Raw genomic sequence first — 17,724 nt, forward strand, 5'->3', positions numbered from 1 at the left:
TTAACAGTTTCAAATGTAATAAAATTATAAGCTTTCTCCATTTTAGTAATAAATGAATCATTCATATTTCTACTAAATAATCATTGATATTTCTATTAAAAAATCATTATTTTCGCAAGTATAAACTAAAGCATCAAATTAATGAATAAAGAAGTAGTTATTGTATCTGCAGCAAGAACTCCCATAGGTAGTTTTTTAGGCGCCCTATCCACTGTAGCAGCCCCAAAACTTGGAGCTATTGCGATTAAAGGAGCCTTAGATAAAATAAATTTAAATCCAGAACTTGTTGAAGAGGTATTAATGGGGCATGTAGTACAAGCTGGAGCGGGACAAGCCCCAGCTAGACAGGCTGCTATTTATGCAGGCATTCCAAATACTGTTCCATGTACTACAATAAATAAAGTATGTGCATCTGGCATGAAAGCTGTTATGCAAGCTGCCCAAACTGTTGCTCTTGGTGATGCTGATATTGTTGTTGCCGGTGGTATGGAAAACATGAGCTTAATTCCTCATTATTTACAGGCTCGAACTGGTACTAAATTTGGACCAGCTTCATTAATTGACGGTATGCAAAAAGATGGTCTGGTAGATGCTTACGATCAAAATGCTATGGGTGTTTGTGCAGATGCCTGTGCTACAGAGTATAAATTCTCAAGAGAAGAACAGGATGCTTTTGCTATACAATCCTATAATCGTTCTGCCGCTGCGTGGGATGCCGGAAAATTTGATAATGAAGTAGTTCCTGTTGAAGTGCCTCAACGTCGTGGAGAACCAATTATAGTTAGTAAAGATGAAGAATTTACGAATGTAAAAATGGATAAGATTCCACAATTACGTGCTGCATTCACAAAAGACGGGACTGTTACCGCTGCTAATGCCTCAACTATAAATGATGGGGCTGGTGCTATGATTTTAATGAGTAAAGAAAAAGCTAACGAATTAGGTTTAACACCATTGGCAACCATTAAAAGTTATGCTGATGCTGCTCATGAACCTGAATGGTTTACAACTGCACCAGCAAAGGCATTACCTAAAGCTATAAATAAAGCTGGAATTAAAATTAGTGATATAGAATATTTCGAATTTAACGAAGCTTTTTCTGTAGTTGGCCTAGCCAATATGAAAATTCTCGGGCTGAATGACAGCAATGTAAATGTTAATGGTGGTGCTGTATCATTGGGTCATCCATTGGGCTGCTCTGGTGTTAGAATTATAATCACATTATTAAATGTTTTAGAACAAAACAATGCTAAAATTGGTGCAGCTGCTATTTGTAATGGAGGTGGCGGTGCATCAGCAATTATTATAGAACGCTAAGTATAAAATATTTTTATTGCTAATATTTATTATGAAATATTTTTTAAATTTTTATTCAGCAATCTCATTTTTCACCAGTTAATTGCATAAAATAATTAATAGTAATAGCCAATAGATAATAACTTTATGCAATACGGAATTTGTAATTTAAGCATTGTTCCTCTTAGAGATGAGCCTACTGATACAAGTGAACTTGTATCGCAACTAATCTATGGTGACATTTTTAAAATATTAGAACAACGTAAAAACTGGATTAAAATTCGTTTGGCATTTGATTCTTATGAGGGTTGGATAGATAATAAACAATACCTCAATATATCAGGAGACATTTATAAATCTTTAAATAAAGAAACTCCTAAACTTTCTGTAGATTTAGTAGAATTTATTGAAGACAACAATAACCAGTTACATCCTATCTTATTAGGGTCTGCCTTAAATGGACTATCAAACTTAAACCATAAATATGAAGGTCATTGTGTTGAAGGCAAAAAAGAAAAAAACAACATTATTAAAACGGCATTTTTATATTTAAACACGCCATATCTTTGGGGTGGGAAAACACCTTTTGGTATAGATTGTTCTGGACTTACTCAAATGGTTTATAAGCTAAATGGCTATAAGTTATTACGAGATGCTTCACAACAAGCAACTCAAGGTGAAGCCTTGAGTTTTATTGAAGAAAGCGAACCTGGTGATTTAGCTTTTTTTGATAATAATGAAGGCATTATAACCCATGTTGGCATTATCATGAAAGATAATTATATAATACATGCCCATGGTAAAGTTAGAATTGATAGATTAGACCACTCTGGTATTTATAATGTTGACAAAAAAACACATACACATAAATTACGAGTCATTAAAAAAGTAATCTAACTAAAAAAGGAGCAAATTAAATTTGCTCCTTTTTTTATCAATGTAAGTATATCCGAATTAGTTAGCGCCTTCTGCTTCCAGAGTTGCAACTGTTTCTTTCAGACTTTTATGTTTATCTGTTTCTCCAAGAATACTATAAATATTCATCAACGTTTTTGCTGCACTCAAATTTTTAGAATCAATTTCAAGTGCTTTAGTCAAATAAGGAACAGCTTCTTTATAAAGTGCTTGACGCTGATCTCTTAATTCATCGTAGCGTTTATTATCAGCTTTAGAAGTCCCTAAATTATTCATTTCTTCAATCATAGCTTCTTCTTTGCTTAAAACTAAAGAAGCTAAATTTATATACGCATTTATGTAGTTTGGATCTAACTCTACTGCTTTTTCATAATAGCCTTTTGCTTCTTCATTTTGATTAGATTCTGTTGCTATTACCCCTAAATTGTATTGTAACTCCGGGTTTTTAGGATCCATTTGAGTCGCTTGTTCTAATAATTTTTTAAACTCATCTGTATTACCCATTTTATAGTGAACATTAGCTTCTGACAATAATAAATTAATATCATTAGGACTTTCTGCTCTAGCTTCTTTCATAGCAGCAATTGCTTTTTCATTATCTCCCTTATTAACATATATAAGGGCAATGTTTTTTACAATTTCTGGTTTCTTCGATTCTAATACGCGTTCACTCGGTTTAATATGCGTCTTAGTTTTAACAGAAAGATCACGCATATTTTTATTACTAAAAACCTCTTCTTCTTGTTTTTCAACATTAAAGGCTACATATTGTGTCGCAATACCAGTATACCCTACTTTTTTAAGTTCTTCATAGAGACTTAAAGCTCTATCAAGCTCACTAACATTAACTGCTGTTGCAGCTGCATAATAAAGAAATACCGTATCTCTTTCTGTAACTCTATAAGATTTTTCAAAAAATACGGAAGCTTTTGAAAAATCTTTTTTCTCATAAGCCTTATTTCCTTTTAATAATAAAGCATTTGCTATTTCTTGCTTTAATAAATTAACTTCGGCGGAATACCCAATTTTAACTTTATCTAAATTAACTAAAGCAGCATCTGTATCAGCTATTGAGCCTGTTCCTCCTGCATTCAGCACTTGGGCACTTAAGTAATAAAATTTAGATTTAGTCTTATCATCCATACTAGACATTAAAGCTTCCGCTTGTTTCAAAGCTGCTTTTGCCTCTGTGTATTTTTCCCCTTTAATAGCTTTCTCTACTGTTTTCAGTTCTTTTTTTTGCGCAAACACAAATGCACTTATTGAAAAGATTAAAGCTACAACTAACTGTTTTCTCATTTTTATAAAATATTTTAATTAATTTTCGGTACTCTCACCATCGGCATTATTATCAAGAGTTGTGCCATCCTCTATATCATTAGTGTTTTCAATAGTTTCAATATCTTCAACGTCGTCGTCTTCATGCATTACTTTAGCAACTGCTGCTATAGAATCATTTCCTTTCAAATTGATTAATTTAACGCCTTGAGTAGCTCTACCCATAACTCTTAAATTTTCCACGACCATACGTATAGCAATACCAGATTTATTAATAATCATTAAATCATCATGATCTGTTACGCTTTTTATAGCTACTAAGTTTCCTGTTTTTTCTGTAATAGAAATGGTTTTCACTCCCTTTCCGCCTCTATTGGTAATTCTATATACTGGTTCTCCATCTTCAGGATCGTCAATATAAGTACGCTTACCATAACCATTCTCTGAAACTACAAGCACAGACTCTTCTTTTGAGTTTTCTATGGTTACCATGCCTATAACTTCATCTTTATCATGAGCAAGCCTAATACCTCTAACACCAGAAGCACCACGTCCCATCGGTCTTGTTTTAGCTTCTTCGAAACGAATTGCTTTTCCTGATTTTAGTGCTAACATAACTTGGCTGCTACCTGTTGTTAATTTAGCTTCTAAAAGTACATCATCTTCTTTTATGGTAATGGCATTAATACCATTAGTTCTAGGTCTCGAATATTGCTCTAAGCAAGTTTTCTTAACCTGTCCATTTTTAGTAGCCATAATGACATAATGACTATTAATATAGTCTTCATCTTTTAGATCTTGAGTACAAATGAAAGCCATTACCTTATCATCCTGTTCTATATTTATAAGGTTTTGAATAGCTCTTCCTTTTGATGTTTTACTACCTTCCGGAATTTCATAAACACGCATCCAGAAACATTTTCCTTTTTGAGTAAAGAACAACATATATTGGTGGTTAGTCCCTACAAATAAATGTTCTAAGAAATCTTCATTTCGAGTGGTTGATGCTTTTTGACCAACCCCTCCTCTATTTTGCGTTTTATATTCTGTAAGCGATGTACGTTTTATATAACCTGCATGCGAAATGGTAATCACCACTTTTTCATCAGGAATCATATCTTCAATACTTAAATCACCTCCTGCATACTCTATAGTAGAACGACGCTCGTCACCATATTTATCTCTAATAACTTCCAGTTCTTCCTTAATAATATCCATTCTACGCTCTTTTTTAGCTAAGATATCTTTTAAGTCTTCAATGGTTTTCATAATCTCTTCATACTCCGAACGCAGTTTATCTTGTTCTAATCCTGTTAGTTGACGCAAACGCATTTCAACTATAGCCTTAGCCTGAATCTCGGAAAGCTCAAAACGTTTTATTAAATTCGCTCTGGCTTCATCTGCATTAGAAGATGCTCTAATAATAGCAATAACTTCATCAATATTGTCTGATGCAATAATTAAACCTTCTAAAATATGGGCACGTTCTTCCGCTTTGCGTAACTCATAAGTTGTTCGTCTTACAACAACATCATGTCTATGCTCAACAAAATAATGAATAAGCTCTTTTAGGTTTAACAATTGCGGACGTCCATCAACCAGCGCAATATTATTGACACTAAATGAGGATTGTAAAGCTGTGTATTTAAACAATTTGTTTAATACAATATTTGGAATGGCATCACGTTTTAAAACATACACAATACGCATACCATTTCTATCAGACTCATCACGAATAGTCGAAATACCTTCCAATTTCTTATCGTTTACCAAATCAGCAGTCTTTTTAATCATGTCTGCTTTGTTAACCTGATAAGGTATCTCTTCAACTATAATACACTCACGTCCGTTTACTTCCTCTATATTTGCTTTTCCTCTCATAACAACACGACCACGTCCTGTATGAAATGCTTCCTTAACACCATCATATCCATAAATAGTTCCACCGGTTGGAAAATCAGGCGCTTTAACATGTGTAATTAACTCGTCGATTTCGATATCATTATTCTCAATGTAAGCAATGGTACCATTAACCACTTCGGTTAAATTATGTGGAGGCATGTTAGTAGCCATACCTACGGCAATACCCGATGCACCATTAACTAAAAGCCCTGGAATACGCGTTGGTAAAACAGTTGGTTCATTTAAAGTATCGTCAAAATTTAATTTATGGTCTACAGTTTCTTTCTCTATATCTGCTAACATATCTTCAGATATCTTACGCATACGTGCTTCCGTATAACGCATTGCTGCAGGACTATCTCCATCTATAGAACCAAAGTTTCCCTGACCGTCAATAAGCATATAACGTAAACTCCATTCTTGAGCCATACGTACCATAGCATCATAAACAGACGTATCGCCATGCGGGTGATACTTACCTAAAACCTCTCCAACTATTCTTGCGGATTTCTTATGCGCCGTATTGGCTCTAACTCCTAACTCGTGCATACCATAAAGTACACGTCTATGAACTGGCTTCAAACCGTCTCTTACATCCGGTAAAGCACGTGACACAATGACCGACATTGAATAATCAATGTACGCCGATTTCATCTCATCTTCAATATTAATAGGAATCAATTTCTCTCCTTCTGCCATAAATATTTTAATTAAGTTTTATGTGTATTTCACAACATGCTAATATAACCATTCCTATAGTTATGCTGTGTGTTTCTGCTCTGTTTTTTCGTATTTTTTATTAACAATTTCACATGCTTTTTTAGTTAATAAGTATGTTTTAAAAAATTTTGATTTTATAAAGATTTTTTCGTCAATTAGCAACTTACTGACAATTTAAGGTATAGTTTTTGCCTTTAGTAAAATGTTTTAGTATTTTTAATGCAGAAAGAACAGGATTATGGATGATAATTTTTCACCAAGAGTAAAAGATGTAATTGCTTATAGCAAAGAAGAAGCACTAAGGTTAGGTCATGATTTTATTGGTACCGAACATTTAATGCTCGGGCTCTTACGCGATGGTAGTGGCAAAGCTATTAATATATTAAATGCTTTAGATATTGATTTAAATCATCTAAGACGCAAAGTAGAAATTTTAAGTCCTGCAAACCCCAATATTACTGTAACTTCAAATCAAAAAAAGAACTTACATCTTACAAGGCAAGCAGAACGTGCTTTAAAAACGACATTTTTAGAAGCCAAGCTATTTCAAAGTACTTCTATAAATACAGCACATTTATTACTTTGTATACTAAGGAATGAAAATGACCCTACTACAAAGCTTTTAAATAAACTAAAAGTTAATTACGACAATGTTAAAGAACAATTTAAACTTATGATTACTAACGATAATGACTATATAGAGCCCAAATCTGAATCTTTTCAAGATGACGATATGAATCCGGAAGAAGGCGCTTCAAAAGACAATATTTTCAATACCCCGGCAGGGAAAACAAACAAGAAGTCTAAAACACCTGTTTTAGATAATTTTGGACGCGATTTAACCGTTTTAGCAGAAGAAGGCAAACTAGACCCAGTTGTTGGTCGCGAAAAGGAAATACAGCGTGTCTCACAAATTTTAAGTAGACGTAAAAAAAACAACCCGCTTTTAATTGGAGAGCCCGGTGTTGGTAAATCTGCCATTGCTGAAGGTTTGGCACTTAGAATTGTAAAGCGAAAGGTATCACGTATTTTGTTTAATAAGCGTGTGGTAACTTTAGATTTAGCAAGTTTGGTAGCGGGGACAAAATATCGCGGACAGTTTGAAGAACGTATGAAGGCTGTTATGAATGAGCTCGAAAAGAATGATGACGTTATTCTTTTTATTGATGAAATACATACTATTGTTGGTGCTGGTGGAGCGACAGGTAGTTTAGATGCTTCCAATATGTTTAAACCGGCTTTAGCTCGTGGTGAAATTCAATGTATAGGTGCCACAACTTTAGATGAGTATAGACAATATATTGAAAAAGATGGTGCTTTAGAACGTCGTTTTCAAAAAGTAATCGTTGAACCTACTTCGGTAGAAGAGACTATTGAAATCCTTAATAATATAAAAGGGAAATACGAAGAACATCATAATGTTGATTATACACCTGAAGCTATTGAAGCTTGTGTTAAATTGACAAACAGATATATGACCGAACGTTTTTTACCGGACAAAGCTATTGATGCTTTAGATGAAGCTGGGTCTCGTGTACACATAACTAATATTGATGTTCCTAAACAAATTTTAGAACTCGAAAAGGAACTCGAAGGCATTAAAGAAACCAAAAATGCTGTTGTTAGAAAACAAAAGTATGAAGAAGCCGCTAAACTTAGAGATGACGAAAAACGCATTGAAAAAGAGTTAGTTGTTGCCCAAGAAAAATGGGAAGAAGACACAAAACAACATAGAGAAGTTGTAACCGAAGATAATGTTGCCGATGTGGTTTCTATGATGACTGGCGTACCGGTAAACAGAATTGCGCAAACAGAAATTAATAAACTTGCCGAATTACCAAACCTTATAAAAGGAAAAGTAATTGGCCAAGATGAAGCAGTTGCTAAAGTAGTAAAAGCGATTCAGCGTAACCGTTCCGGACTTAAAGATCCTAATAAACCAATTGGTTCATTTATATTTTTAGGACAAACAGGTGTTGGTAAAACACAGTTGGCAAAAGTATTATCCAAAGAATTATTTGATAGTGAAGACTCTCTTGTTAGAGTTGACATGAGCGAATACATGGAGAAATTTGCTATTTCAAGATTAATAGGAGCACCTCCAGGATATGTTGGTTACGAAGAAGGCGGCCAATTAACCGAAAAAGTTAGACGTAAACCATACGCTGTTATATTATTAGATGAGATCGAGAAAGCTCATCCAGATGTCTTTAATATGTTACTTCAAGTACTTGATGATGGATTCTTAACGGATAGCTTAGGAAGAAAAATTGACTTTAAAAACACAATCATAATTATGACATCTAATATTGGTGCTAGAAAACTTAAAGATTTTGGTACCGGTATAGGTTTTGGAACAGCATCACAAAAAGCTCAAGAAGATGCTAATGCCAAAAGTGTTATTGAAAACGCATTAAAAAAATCGTTTGCTCCCGAGTTTTTAAATAGAATTGATGATGTTGTTGTATTTAATGCTTTAGAGAAAGAAGATATCAATAAAATTATAGATATCGAGCTAGAAAAACTTTTAGAAAGAATTAAAGGTTTAGGTTATATCTTAAAACTTAGTAATAGTGCTAAAGATTATATTGCCGAAAAAGGTTTCGATAAACAATACGGCGCAAGGCCTTTAAAAAGAGCTATTCAAAAATATATTGAAGATGCTTTAGCCGAAGAAATTGTAGCCTCTAATGTAGAAGAAGGAGACAAAATAAGTATTGATTTAGATAAGAAATCTCAGGAATTAAACATCAGTATTGAAAAAGCTGAAAAGCCTGCAGAGTCTTAAAAAAATCAAAAACATAAAAAAGGAATCTAAAAAGTTTAAATCAGTGTCATTGTGAGACTTTGAAAAAGTCGTAACAATCTGTTTAATTTTTAATTCAATTAGAAAGATTACCACGTCGATTCTCTCCTCGTAATGACGGTATTTTTTAACTTTTTAGATTCCTTTTCATTTTCAATCAAATAGGAACCAAATAAGAATTCTTAATTTCTCCCATTACAAAAGCACTGTGAGCACTTCCTATATTTCGAATTTCTCCTAAATGATTTAATACAAAATTCTGGTAATGTTTCATATCCCTTACTAAAACCTTCATTAAAAAATCATAATCACCAGAAATATTATAACATTCAACAACTTCGTCTAAAGAGAGAATATCTTTTACAAACTGATTGCCTATTTTGCGAGTATGCTCCTTAAGGGTTATATTACAAAACACCATAAGTCCCCTATCTAACTTTTCGGAATCTAAAATGGCTTTGTATTTTTTTATATAACCTTCCTTTTCTAATTTTTTCACCCTTTCAAAAACAGGTGTAGTAGACAAATTTACCTTAGCGGCTAATTCCTTAGTAGTTAAATTAGAGTTGTTTTGAAGGATATTTAAGATGCGTAAATCTATTTTATCTAATAGCATGGTAGAATTATTTTCTGTTTAACTTACTTCTTAACGTCAAAAAAAGATTAAAAATCTTTTAAAATACCCAAAAATAGGCTTTAATACCAAATAATACACATTTAACGATATAAATAATCTGTAAAACTAATTTTGTACAGATATATAAATAATGTGATTTTATGAAAACTACAATTTTAGGATACCCAAGAATTGGTAAACAAAGAGAACTTAAAAAAGTAAGCGAGGCTTACTGGGCTGGTAAAACAGGTAAAAATGAACTTTTAAGAATTGGTCGCCAAATTAGAGAAGAAAACTGGCTGCTTCAAAAAAATATGGGAATAGACAGTATTCCTTCTAATGACTTTTCTTTTTACGATCAAGTACTCGACACTTGTTTAACAGTTGGATGTATTCCAAAACGCTACAGCAAACTAAAAAATAAAACGCCATTAGATTTATACTTTGCAATGGCAAGAGGTATACAGAATAAAGATATAGATTGTACCGCCATGGAAATGACCAAATGGTTCGATACAAACTACCATTACATAGTGCCCGAATTTGAAAAAGATCAAACCTTTGAGTTCTTCTCAACTAAAATAATTGACGAATACAAAGAAGCATTAGAATTAGGTATTAAAACCAAACCTGTATTAATTGGGCCGGTCACATTTCTATTACTAGGTAAAGAAAAAGAAGCAGGTTTTCATAGATTAAGTTTATTAGAAAAACTTTTACCAGTCTATTTCGAAATTATTTCTCAATTAACTTTATTAGATGTAGAATATATTCAATTTGACGAACCTTGCTTAGCCTTAGATTTAAACGAACAAGAAAGAGAAGCTATTAAATCTACTTATGAAAAAATAAATATCAAATTCCCAAATTTAAAAGTCTTTTTAGCTAATTATTTCGATTGCTATGGTGATAACTTAAATATGGTCTTACAGCTGCCTATTGACACCTTACATTTAGATTTAGTAAGATGCCAATTACAATTAAACGATATTTTAAAATCTAAATATTATAAAAATACAAAACTATCTTTAGGTTTGGTAGACGGAAGAAATATTTGGAAAAACAATTTCGATGACTCTCTGCAAACCATTGAATTAGTGATTTCAAAAATTGGAGAAGAAAACATCTGGATAGCTTCGTCATGCTCTTTATTACATGTTCCTTATGATTTAGATTTAGAAACCAATGAAAAAGCCTTAACCTCAGAAATAAAACAATGGTTGGCATTTGCCAAGCAAAAATTACAAGAAATTAGAACCTTAAAAGGTTTAGCCTCCTCAGACTATAATGAGTTTGAAAAAGAATTTAAATACAATAAAATCGCTCATATAAACAGAAAAGAGTCTACATTAATACATAATGAAAACATAAAAAAGAGAGTTCTTTCATTAACTGAAGATGATAGTAAGAGAAAAAGCACCTTTAAAAACAGACAGGCCAAACAGAGATTAGCACTAAACTTACCCTTATTCCCTACGACCACTATTGGTTCATTTCCACAAACCAAAGAAGTAAGAAGCTGGCGATCTAAATTTAAAAAGGGGCAGTTAACCCAACCTGAATACGATGCCTTAATTGCAAAAGAAACAAAAGCGTCTATCCGTTTTCAAGAAGAAACAGGTATTGATGTTTTAGTTCATGGAGAGTTTGAGCGTAATGATATGGTTGAATATTTTGGAGAAAGGTTAAACGGGTTTGCATTTAGTAGTTATGGCTGGGTGCAAAGTTATGGTAGCAGATGTGTAAAACCACCTATCCTATTTGGAGATGTCTCTCGCGAAAATGCAATGACTGTTAAATGGTCTGCTTATGCACAATCCTTAACAGATTTACCAGTAAAAGGGATGCTCACCGGGCCAGTTACAATTTTACAATGGTCTTTTGTTAGAAACGACCAACCTCGGCAAATAACATGCAATCAAATAGCATTAGCTATTAGAGACGAAGTCGTAGACTTAGAGAACAACGGAATAAAGGTTATCCAAATTGACGAACCTGCTATTCGAGAAGGTTTGCCATTAAGACAAGAAGCATGGAAAACATATTTAAATTGGGCCGTAAAAGCATTCCGAATTTCTGCAAGTGGTGTAAAAGATGAAACACAAATTCATACTCATATGTGCTATTCCGAATTCAATGATATCATTAATGATATTGCAGCCATGGATGCCGACGTTATTACCATTGAAACCTCGAGATCTGAAATGGAATTATTAGATGCTTTTGTGAATTTTAAATATCCAAATGAAATTGGCCCCGGAGTTTATGACATCCATTCACCCAGAGTACCATCGATAAAAGAAATTGAATACCTACTAATAAAAGCAAAGCATGTATTACCTAAAGAACATATCTGGGTAAATCCAGACTGTGGATTAAAAACCAGAGACTGGCCGGAAACGAAAACAGCTTTAAAAAATTTGGTACAAGCAGCTAAACAACTAAGAGAGAAAGAAATGGAAACCGCTTAATTTTATTTATTTACTAATGGAATTTTAAAAAATGATTCCTTTTAGTCATGAACTCGTTTAATCTTTTTGGATTTAAGCGAAAATTAAAAACAGCAATTTTTTAGCAAATTGAAAAAGTTTAAACGAGTTCCATATTAAAATCCTATATTCTACGAGAGTATAGGATTTTTTTTTTGAATAACTGTAACAAAATGAAATAACATAAATCTATATTATAACAATTTGTTTTTTTGACGCCAACCGAATTAAATATCGAACAGCTTGTTGAGCTTTGTAAATCTGGGAACCAATCCTCGCAATTGGAAATATACAACAGATACTATAAAGCCATGTACAATGTTTCTTTTAGAATTGTAAAAGACAGTTTTGAAGCAGAAGACATAATGCAAGATTCATTTTTAATGGCTTTTACAAAACTAAATAGCCTTAAAGAAGCAAAAATATTTGGAGCATGGTTAAAGCGAATTGTTATAAATAATAGTATTTATCATTATAAAAAGAATAACAAAAACAAAGAAGTTCCTTTAGATGATATGCTATATAAAATAGAAGATGATAATAATGGTATAGATAGCAATTGCGAATTTGAAAATATAAAAGTGAAGCAAATTTTAGACACTATGAAGTCATTAAAAGATAATTATAGAATTGCTTTAACCTTGAATTTAATTGAAGGTTACGATTATGAAGAAATAAGCGATATTTTAAATATCACCAATGCAAATTGCAGAACAACAATTTCCAGAGCAAAAGAAAGCTTAAGAACAAAATTACAAACGGTTTATGAATAAGGAAGATAACATAGAAGCGCTATTTAAAAAGCATGTTAATGATTTCGATATTGAAAACCCAGAATCAAATCATACAGAACGTTTTTTAAACAAACTAAACAAACAAGGCGAGCTACAACTAGTTAAAGTTGATAAACAAAGGCGTCGTTTATGGAAACCTTTAATTGGTGTAGCCGCTTCTATTATGCTACTAATGGCCTTTTTTATAGGAAATCAACAAGACTCAGATTACGGGAGTTTAGCCAGTGTTTCTCCTAAAATGGCAGAAACTGAAGATTTTTTCACATTAACTATCGCCGAAGAATTAAGTAAAATAGAAAAAGAAAACTCTCCTAAAGTCCAAGTTATAATCCAAGATGCTATGAAGCGTATCAAGAAATTGGAAGAAGATTACGAATCTTTAAAAAAGGATTTAACCGAAAGTGGAGACGATAAGCGGGTTATCTACGCTATGATTTCCAATTTTCAAAATAGAATAGACATATTACAAAATACCCTAGAACAAATAGAAAATATCAAACAATTAAACAACACGTTACATGAAACGAGCACTACAATCTAAAATATTAATCTTACTCTTAATGTTGCCTTTGTTTGCTACTGCATCAATAACAGGCCCCAAAGGTAAGTACACAAAAAAGAAAACAATAAACAAAACGTTCTCTGTAGTACCGGATGCTGTGCTAAATATAAATAACAGCTACGGTAATATAGATATTATTACCTGGAATGAAAACAAAGTAGTTTTTGAAATTACTATTACCACCTCGGGCAATGATGAAGAAAAAGTCCAACAGAAACTAGATGATATTACAGTTAATTTTGAAGCATCATCAAGTTATGTTTCAGCAAAAACGAAATTTGGAGATAGCAAATCAAATTCCTGGTGGAGTTGGAAAAAAAGCAACAAAGTTAGTATGAAAATTAACTACATTGTTAAAATCCCTGTTACCAATAATATCGATTTAAATAATGACTACGGAAGCATTAATGTAGATAAGCTAGATGGGCATGCAAAAATAAATTGTGACTACGGCAAAATTACTACTAAAGAATTAATGGCCGATAACAATAGTATCAATTTCGATTATACCAAAAACTGTTATTTTGAATATATAAAAAGTGGAAAAATAAATGCTGATTATAGTGATTTCACTGTATCTAAAACGAATAAATTAAATATCAATGCAGACTATACAAACTCTAAAGTTGAAGTAGCCGAAAACGTTAATTATAATTGTGATTATGGTAACATAAGCATTGATAAAGCTAACAATGTGATTGGGAATGGTGACTATTTAACTACCATTATTGGCGATGTATATAAAAACATAGACCTTAGGGCCGATTATGGTTCCATAAAGATTAAAAGAATGAATAAAAATGCTGGAAATGTAACTATAAAATCTGATTATGTTGGTATTAAAATAGGTTACGCACCTGCATATAATTTCAATTTTAATATTGATTTAGAATACGGGTCTTTAAAAGCTGACGAATTAGAGTTTACAAAAAAAATTATAAAAACTACAGACAAACTCTATCTGGGATATTATGGCAAAAAAACTTCCAACAATACGATTAACATAGAATCTGATTACGGAAGCATCTCCTTTTTTAAAAATTAATTCATCAATAATAAATCATTAATCACATGAAAAAATTAATCAAAAAACAAACAGTTTCAATTATAGCTACATTAGTCCTAGTTTTTACATCGTGTGCCCAATCGGGAAAATACATCAAAGGGAATGGTGATACAAAAACCATAACCAGAACAACCACTGAATATGATGGTATAAAATGTGCCGGAAGTATGGATTTTGTTATAGTAAGCGGTTCTGAAGGTCATATTACAATTGAAGGAGAAGAAAACCTGTTAGAATACATTATTACCGAGGTTAAAAACAATAATTTAATTGTAAAAACAAGAAAAGGTATTAACTTAAAATCCAGTAAAAATAAAACCATAAAAATCACTATTCCGTTTGAAGACATTAGTCATGTTTCGCTTGCCGGATCTGGTGATTTATGGAATGAGGATACTATAACCGCAACAAAATTAAATATTTCTTTAGCTGGGTCTGGAGATGTTGCTCTTGATATCAAAACATCATCTACCAAAGCATCTATAGCAGGTTCTGGCGACCTCAAATTAAAAGGTGACACCAATAATCTGGAGGCTAAAGTAGCTGGGTCTGGTGATTTTCATGGTTTTAATTTACAAGCTAATAATACAGAAGTTTCAGTTGCAGGATCCGGAGATGCCAAAGTTGTTAGCAACAAAACTTTAAAAGCAAGAGTAGCTGGATCTGGTGATATTGCTTATAGAGGGAATGATCCTATAGTAGACAGCAAAGTTTCAGGTTCTGGAAGTATTTCCACCAATTAATAACTTAAATTTTCATCAATCATCAATTATCAAAAAAGGGGCAAAAAATTAAACAGATTGTCACGACTTTTACAAAGTCATGAAATGATCACTAAACTAATTTTTTGCTCTCTTTTTCGTTTAATCTTTCTTTGACAATTTAGAAACTCTAAAAAGTAGAATAATCCCTACTAAAAAGAATATAAATAAAAACAAGGTGGCATTACGCATACTACCCGTAATTTGAGCTATAAAACCATAAAGAAAAGTACCGATTACTATACCTATTTTTTCTGCAACGTCATAAAAACTAAAAAATGAAGTCGTATCGGTGGTTTCCGGTAAAAATTTAGAATATGTAGACCTTGATAACGCTTGAATACCTCCCATAACAATTCCAACCAAACCAGCCGCGATATAAAAATCCATAGGCGTAATTAAAAAGTAAGCATACACACAAATACATGCCCAAAATATATTAATAACTATCAATGTTTTTATATTACCAAACACTTTTGAAGCTCTGGCAGTAACTAGTGCTCCAATGACCGCCACAACTTGAATGACCAGAATGCTAACTATTAACCCTATGGTTCTTTGCTCATCAGTCCCCCAATCAATCTCTTCTTCCCCAAAATAGGTTGCGATAAGCATGACTGTTTGTACTGCCATACTATACACAAAAAAGGCCAGTAAATAACGCTTTAATTTTGCTTCATTTTTTAACTGCCCCCACACCAATTTTAATTCTTTAAAGCCATTAAATATTATGTTTTGTTTTGGGCTTTCTTTTTTATTTCCTTTAGGCAAATTGAAGAACGTATATTGACTAAAGAGAATCCACCAAATCCCTACTGAAAGGAAAGAATATTTCATTGCTTTAATTTCTGCTGCTTCATTTGCATCTGAAGTAATTCCAAAAAAATCTGGTTTCATTACCATTGCTAGATTAATGAGTAAAAGAATAACACTACCAATGTATCCTAATGAAAACCCTTTAGCACTAATCTTGTCCTGCTGCTCAGGGAAAGCAATATCCGGCAAATATGAATTATTAATGGCAAAACTTACCCAAAACCCTACTAGACCAAAAAAGTAGCAAAGCAAACTAAAGTAGATATGCTCTAAGGAAAACCAATATAGTCCAATGCAAGAAACACCTCCCAAATAACAGAAAAACTTCATAAAAAGGCGTTTGTTACCTAAATAATCTGCAATGCCTGAAATCAAAGGTGTTATTAAAGCAATAAATACAAATGCCAAAGATGTTGTATAACTTATCAAAGGGGCTCTGGCTATTTCGCCACCAAAAACTTCAACCTTTTCTACTTCGGCTACCCTAAAAAGAGCGCCATAAAAAATGGGGAATATTGCTGATGCTATTACTAAACTATAAACTGAATTTGCCCAATCGTAAAATGCCCAGGCGTTTAAGAGTTTTTTACTCCCTTTTTTAAGTTGTTCCATATAAATATTTAAATATACCTTTATCTCAATAAATAATGAGATCCCAACCTACGCTGGGATTGTTAAAACAAGAAATGAATAATTTCTTGTTTTAACAAAAAAGCTGCCCTTGTATGAGCAGCTCACTAAAATAATCAAATATTTTTATATCTACATTAAAAAATTATTATCTACCTATTATGCATTTTGATTTATAATGGTTTTATAATATCCGTTCAGATACCCTGAAACAAGTTCAGGATGTATCGAGAACTTATCTAAATGTAGTAACTCCAAACTTTTTAGCTTCTGCTTTAGCTGTGGGTGCTAAAGCTGCAAGATTTGCAATACGTGAATCGTTAGATGGGTGTGTACTTAATATTTCTGGTGGTGCTTGTCCACCGCTATTAGCTTTCATACGTTTCCACAATTCTGATGCTTCATCTGGGTTATAACCGGCTATCGCCATTAAATATAAACCAATTTTATCTGCTTCGGTCTCATGACTTCTACTAAAAGGTAACATCACCCCTACTTGTGTACCAACACCATAGTATTGATTAAATGCATTTCTGGATTTTTCATCTTTAATCGCGACATTTCCAGCTACCGCCAAACCTTGTTGTACATAAGCGGCACTCATACGTTGTTGCCCATGATTTGCTAATGCATGTGCTACCTCATGGCCCATAATAGCAGCCACACCTGTTTCGCCATTGGCAATTGGTAAAATACCAGTATAAAACACAATTTTACCTCCTGGCATACACCAGGCATTTACTGTTTTATCATCAACTAAATTGTATTCCCATTTATAATCGTTTAAATAGCCCTCATGCCCATTAGCGTTTAACCAACGCTCTGCTGCTACTGCAATACGTTGCCCTACTCTGGTTATCATAGCCGCATCTTTTGTTCCAGTAACGACTTTGTTTTCTGTTAAAAACTGGTCGTATTGAGCAAAAGATGTTGGGAATAATTGAGAATTAGGCACTAAAGCCATGGTCTTTTTTCCTGTAAATGGATTCGTAGCACACGATAATATAAATACTACTACTCCTAATATTAAAAGTGCCTTTTTTAATTTCATCATATAAAGTTTATAATATTGC

General features: G+C 32.8%; 13 protein-coding genes. 8 read left to right on the forward strand and 5 right to left on the reverse strand.

Going from position 1 to position 17,724, the window contains the following annotated elements; all coding sequences use genetic code 11:
- The first annotated feature begins 141 nt into the window (after positions 1 to 141).
- Positions 142 to 1,317, forward strand: coding sequence for an acetyl-CoA C-acyltransferase (locus Q4Q35_RS16175; RefSeq protein ID WP_303279056.1), 1,176 nt, complete (start codon positions 142 to 144; stop codon positions 1,315 to 1,317).
- Positions 1,318 to 1,443: 126 nt separating this feature from the next.
- Positions 1,444 to 2,193, forward strand: coding sequence for a C40 family peptidase (locus Q4Q35_RS16180; RefSeq protein WP_303279058.1), 750 nt, complete (start codon positions 1,444 to 1,446; stop codon positions 2,191 to 2,193).
- Between the two features lie 57 nt (positions 2,194 to 2,250).
- On the opposite strand, the gene Q4Q35_RS16185 is transcribed toward Q4Q35_RS16180, so the two are convergent.
- Both Q4Q35_RS16185 and gyrA read right to left on the reverse strand, forming a co-directional pair.
- On the reverse strand, positions 2,251 to 3,510 hold the full coding sequence (locus Q4Q35_RS16185) for a tetratricopeptide repeat protein (protein WP_303279060.1): 1,260 nt from the start codon (positions 3,508 to 3,510) through the stop codon (positions 2,251 to 2,253).
- A gap of 18 nt (positions 3,511 to 3,528) precedes the next feature.
- A complete protein-coding gene (gene gyrA, locus Q4Q35_RS16190) occupies positions 3,529 to 6,090 on the reverse strand; it encodes a DNA gyrase subunit A (protein ID WP_303279061.1) in 2,562 nt (853 codons plus the stop codon).
- A gap of 259 nt (positions 6,091 to 6,349) precedes the next feature.
- On the opposite strand from gyrA, the gene Q4Q35_RS16195 reads away from it, so the two are divergent.
- On the forward strand, positions 6,350 to 8,899 hold the full coding sequence (locus Q4Q35_RS16195) for an ATP-dependent Clp protease ATP-binding subunit (protein ID WP_303279062.1): 2,550 nt from the start codon (positions 6,350 to 6,352) through the stop codon (positions 8,897 to 8,899).
- A 175-nt stretch (positions 8,900 to 9,074) separates the two neighbouring features.
- Here Q4Q35_RS16195 and Q4Q35_RS16200 read toward each other — a convergent pair whose 3' ends face one another.
- A complete protein-coding gene (locus Q4Q35_RS16200; protein ID WP_303279063.1) occupies positions 9,075 to 9,533 on the reverse strand; it encodes an Lrp/AsnC family transcriptional regulator in 459 nt (152 codons plus the stop codon).
- 161 nt (positions 9,534 to 9,694) lie between these two features.
- On the opposite strand from Q4Q35_RS16200, the gene metE reads away from it, so the two are divergent.
- The 5 genes from metE (at position 9,695) to Q4Q35_RS16225 (ending at position 15,187) form a co-directional block, all read left to right on the forward strand.
- A complete protein-coding gene (gene metE, locus Q4Q35_RS16205) occupies positions 9,695 to 12,004 on the forward strand; it encodes a 5-methyltetrahydropteroyltriglutamate--homocysteine S-methyltransferase (protein ID WP_303279064.1) in 2,310 nt (769 codons plus the stop codon).
- A gap of 230 nt (positions 12,005 to 12,234) precedes the next feature.
- Positions 12,235 to 12,795: an RNA polymerase sigma factor gene (locus Q4Q35_RS16210; RefSeq protein WP_303279065.1), complete on the forward strand. Its 561-nt coding sequence runs from the start codon at positions 12,235 to 12,237 to the stop codon at positions 12,793 to 12,795.
- Positions 12,788 to 13,357 (forward strand): hypothetical protein, encoded by a 570-nt coding sequence (locus Q4Q35_RS16215; RefSeq protein ID WP_303279066.1) that lies wholly within the window; start codon positions 12,788 to 12,790, stop codon positions 13,355 to 13,357. The genes Q4Q35_RS16210 and Q4Q35_RS16215 overlap by 8 nt, the downstream gene beginning before the upstream one ends.
- Positions 13,335 to 14,423, forward strand: a complete 1,089-nt coding sequence (locus tag Q4Q35_RS16220; protein WP_303279067.1) for a DUF4097 family beta strand repeat-containing protein — start codon at positions 13,335 to 13,337, stop codon at positions 14,421 to 14,423. The genes Q4Q35_RS16215 and Q4Q35_RS16220 overlap by 23 nt, the downstream gene beginning before the upstream one ends.
- 26 nt (positions 14,424 to 14,449) lie before the next feature.
- Positions 14,450 to 15,187: a head GIN domain-containing protein gene (locus tag Q4Q35_RS16225; RefSeq protein ID WP_303279068.1), complete on the forward strand. Its 738-nt coding sequence runs from the start codon at positions 14,450 to 14,452 to the stop codon at positions 15,185 to 15,187.
- A gap of 120 nt (positions 15,188 to 15,307) precedes the next feature.
- Here the strand turns inward: Q4Q35_RS16225 and Q4Q35_RS16230 are convergent, their stop codons facing one another.
- Both Q4Q35_RS16230 and Q4Q35_RS16235 read right to left on the reverse strand, forming a co-directional pair.
- Complete coding sequence (locus Q4Q35_RS16230) at positions 15,308 to 16,633, reverse strand: MFS transporter (RefSeq protein WP_303279069.1); 1,326 nt, start codon at positions 16,631 to 16,633, stop codon at positions 15,308 to 15,310.
- 253 nt (positions 16,634 to 16,886) lie between these two features.
- Positions 16,887 to 17,702, reverse strand: a complete 816-nt coding sequence (locus Q4Q35_RS16235) for a M48 family metallopeptidase (protein ID WP_303279082.1) — start codon at positions 17,700 to 17,702, stop codon at positions 16,887 to 16,889.
- Positions 17,703 to 17,724: the final 22 nt, after the last annotated feature.

The sequence above is a fragment of the Flavivirga aquimarina genome, from assembly GCF_030540835.1.
Taxonomy (GTDB): Bacteria; Bacteroidota; Bacteroidia; order Flavobacteriales; family Flavobacteriaceae; genus Flavivirga; species Flavivirga aquimarina.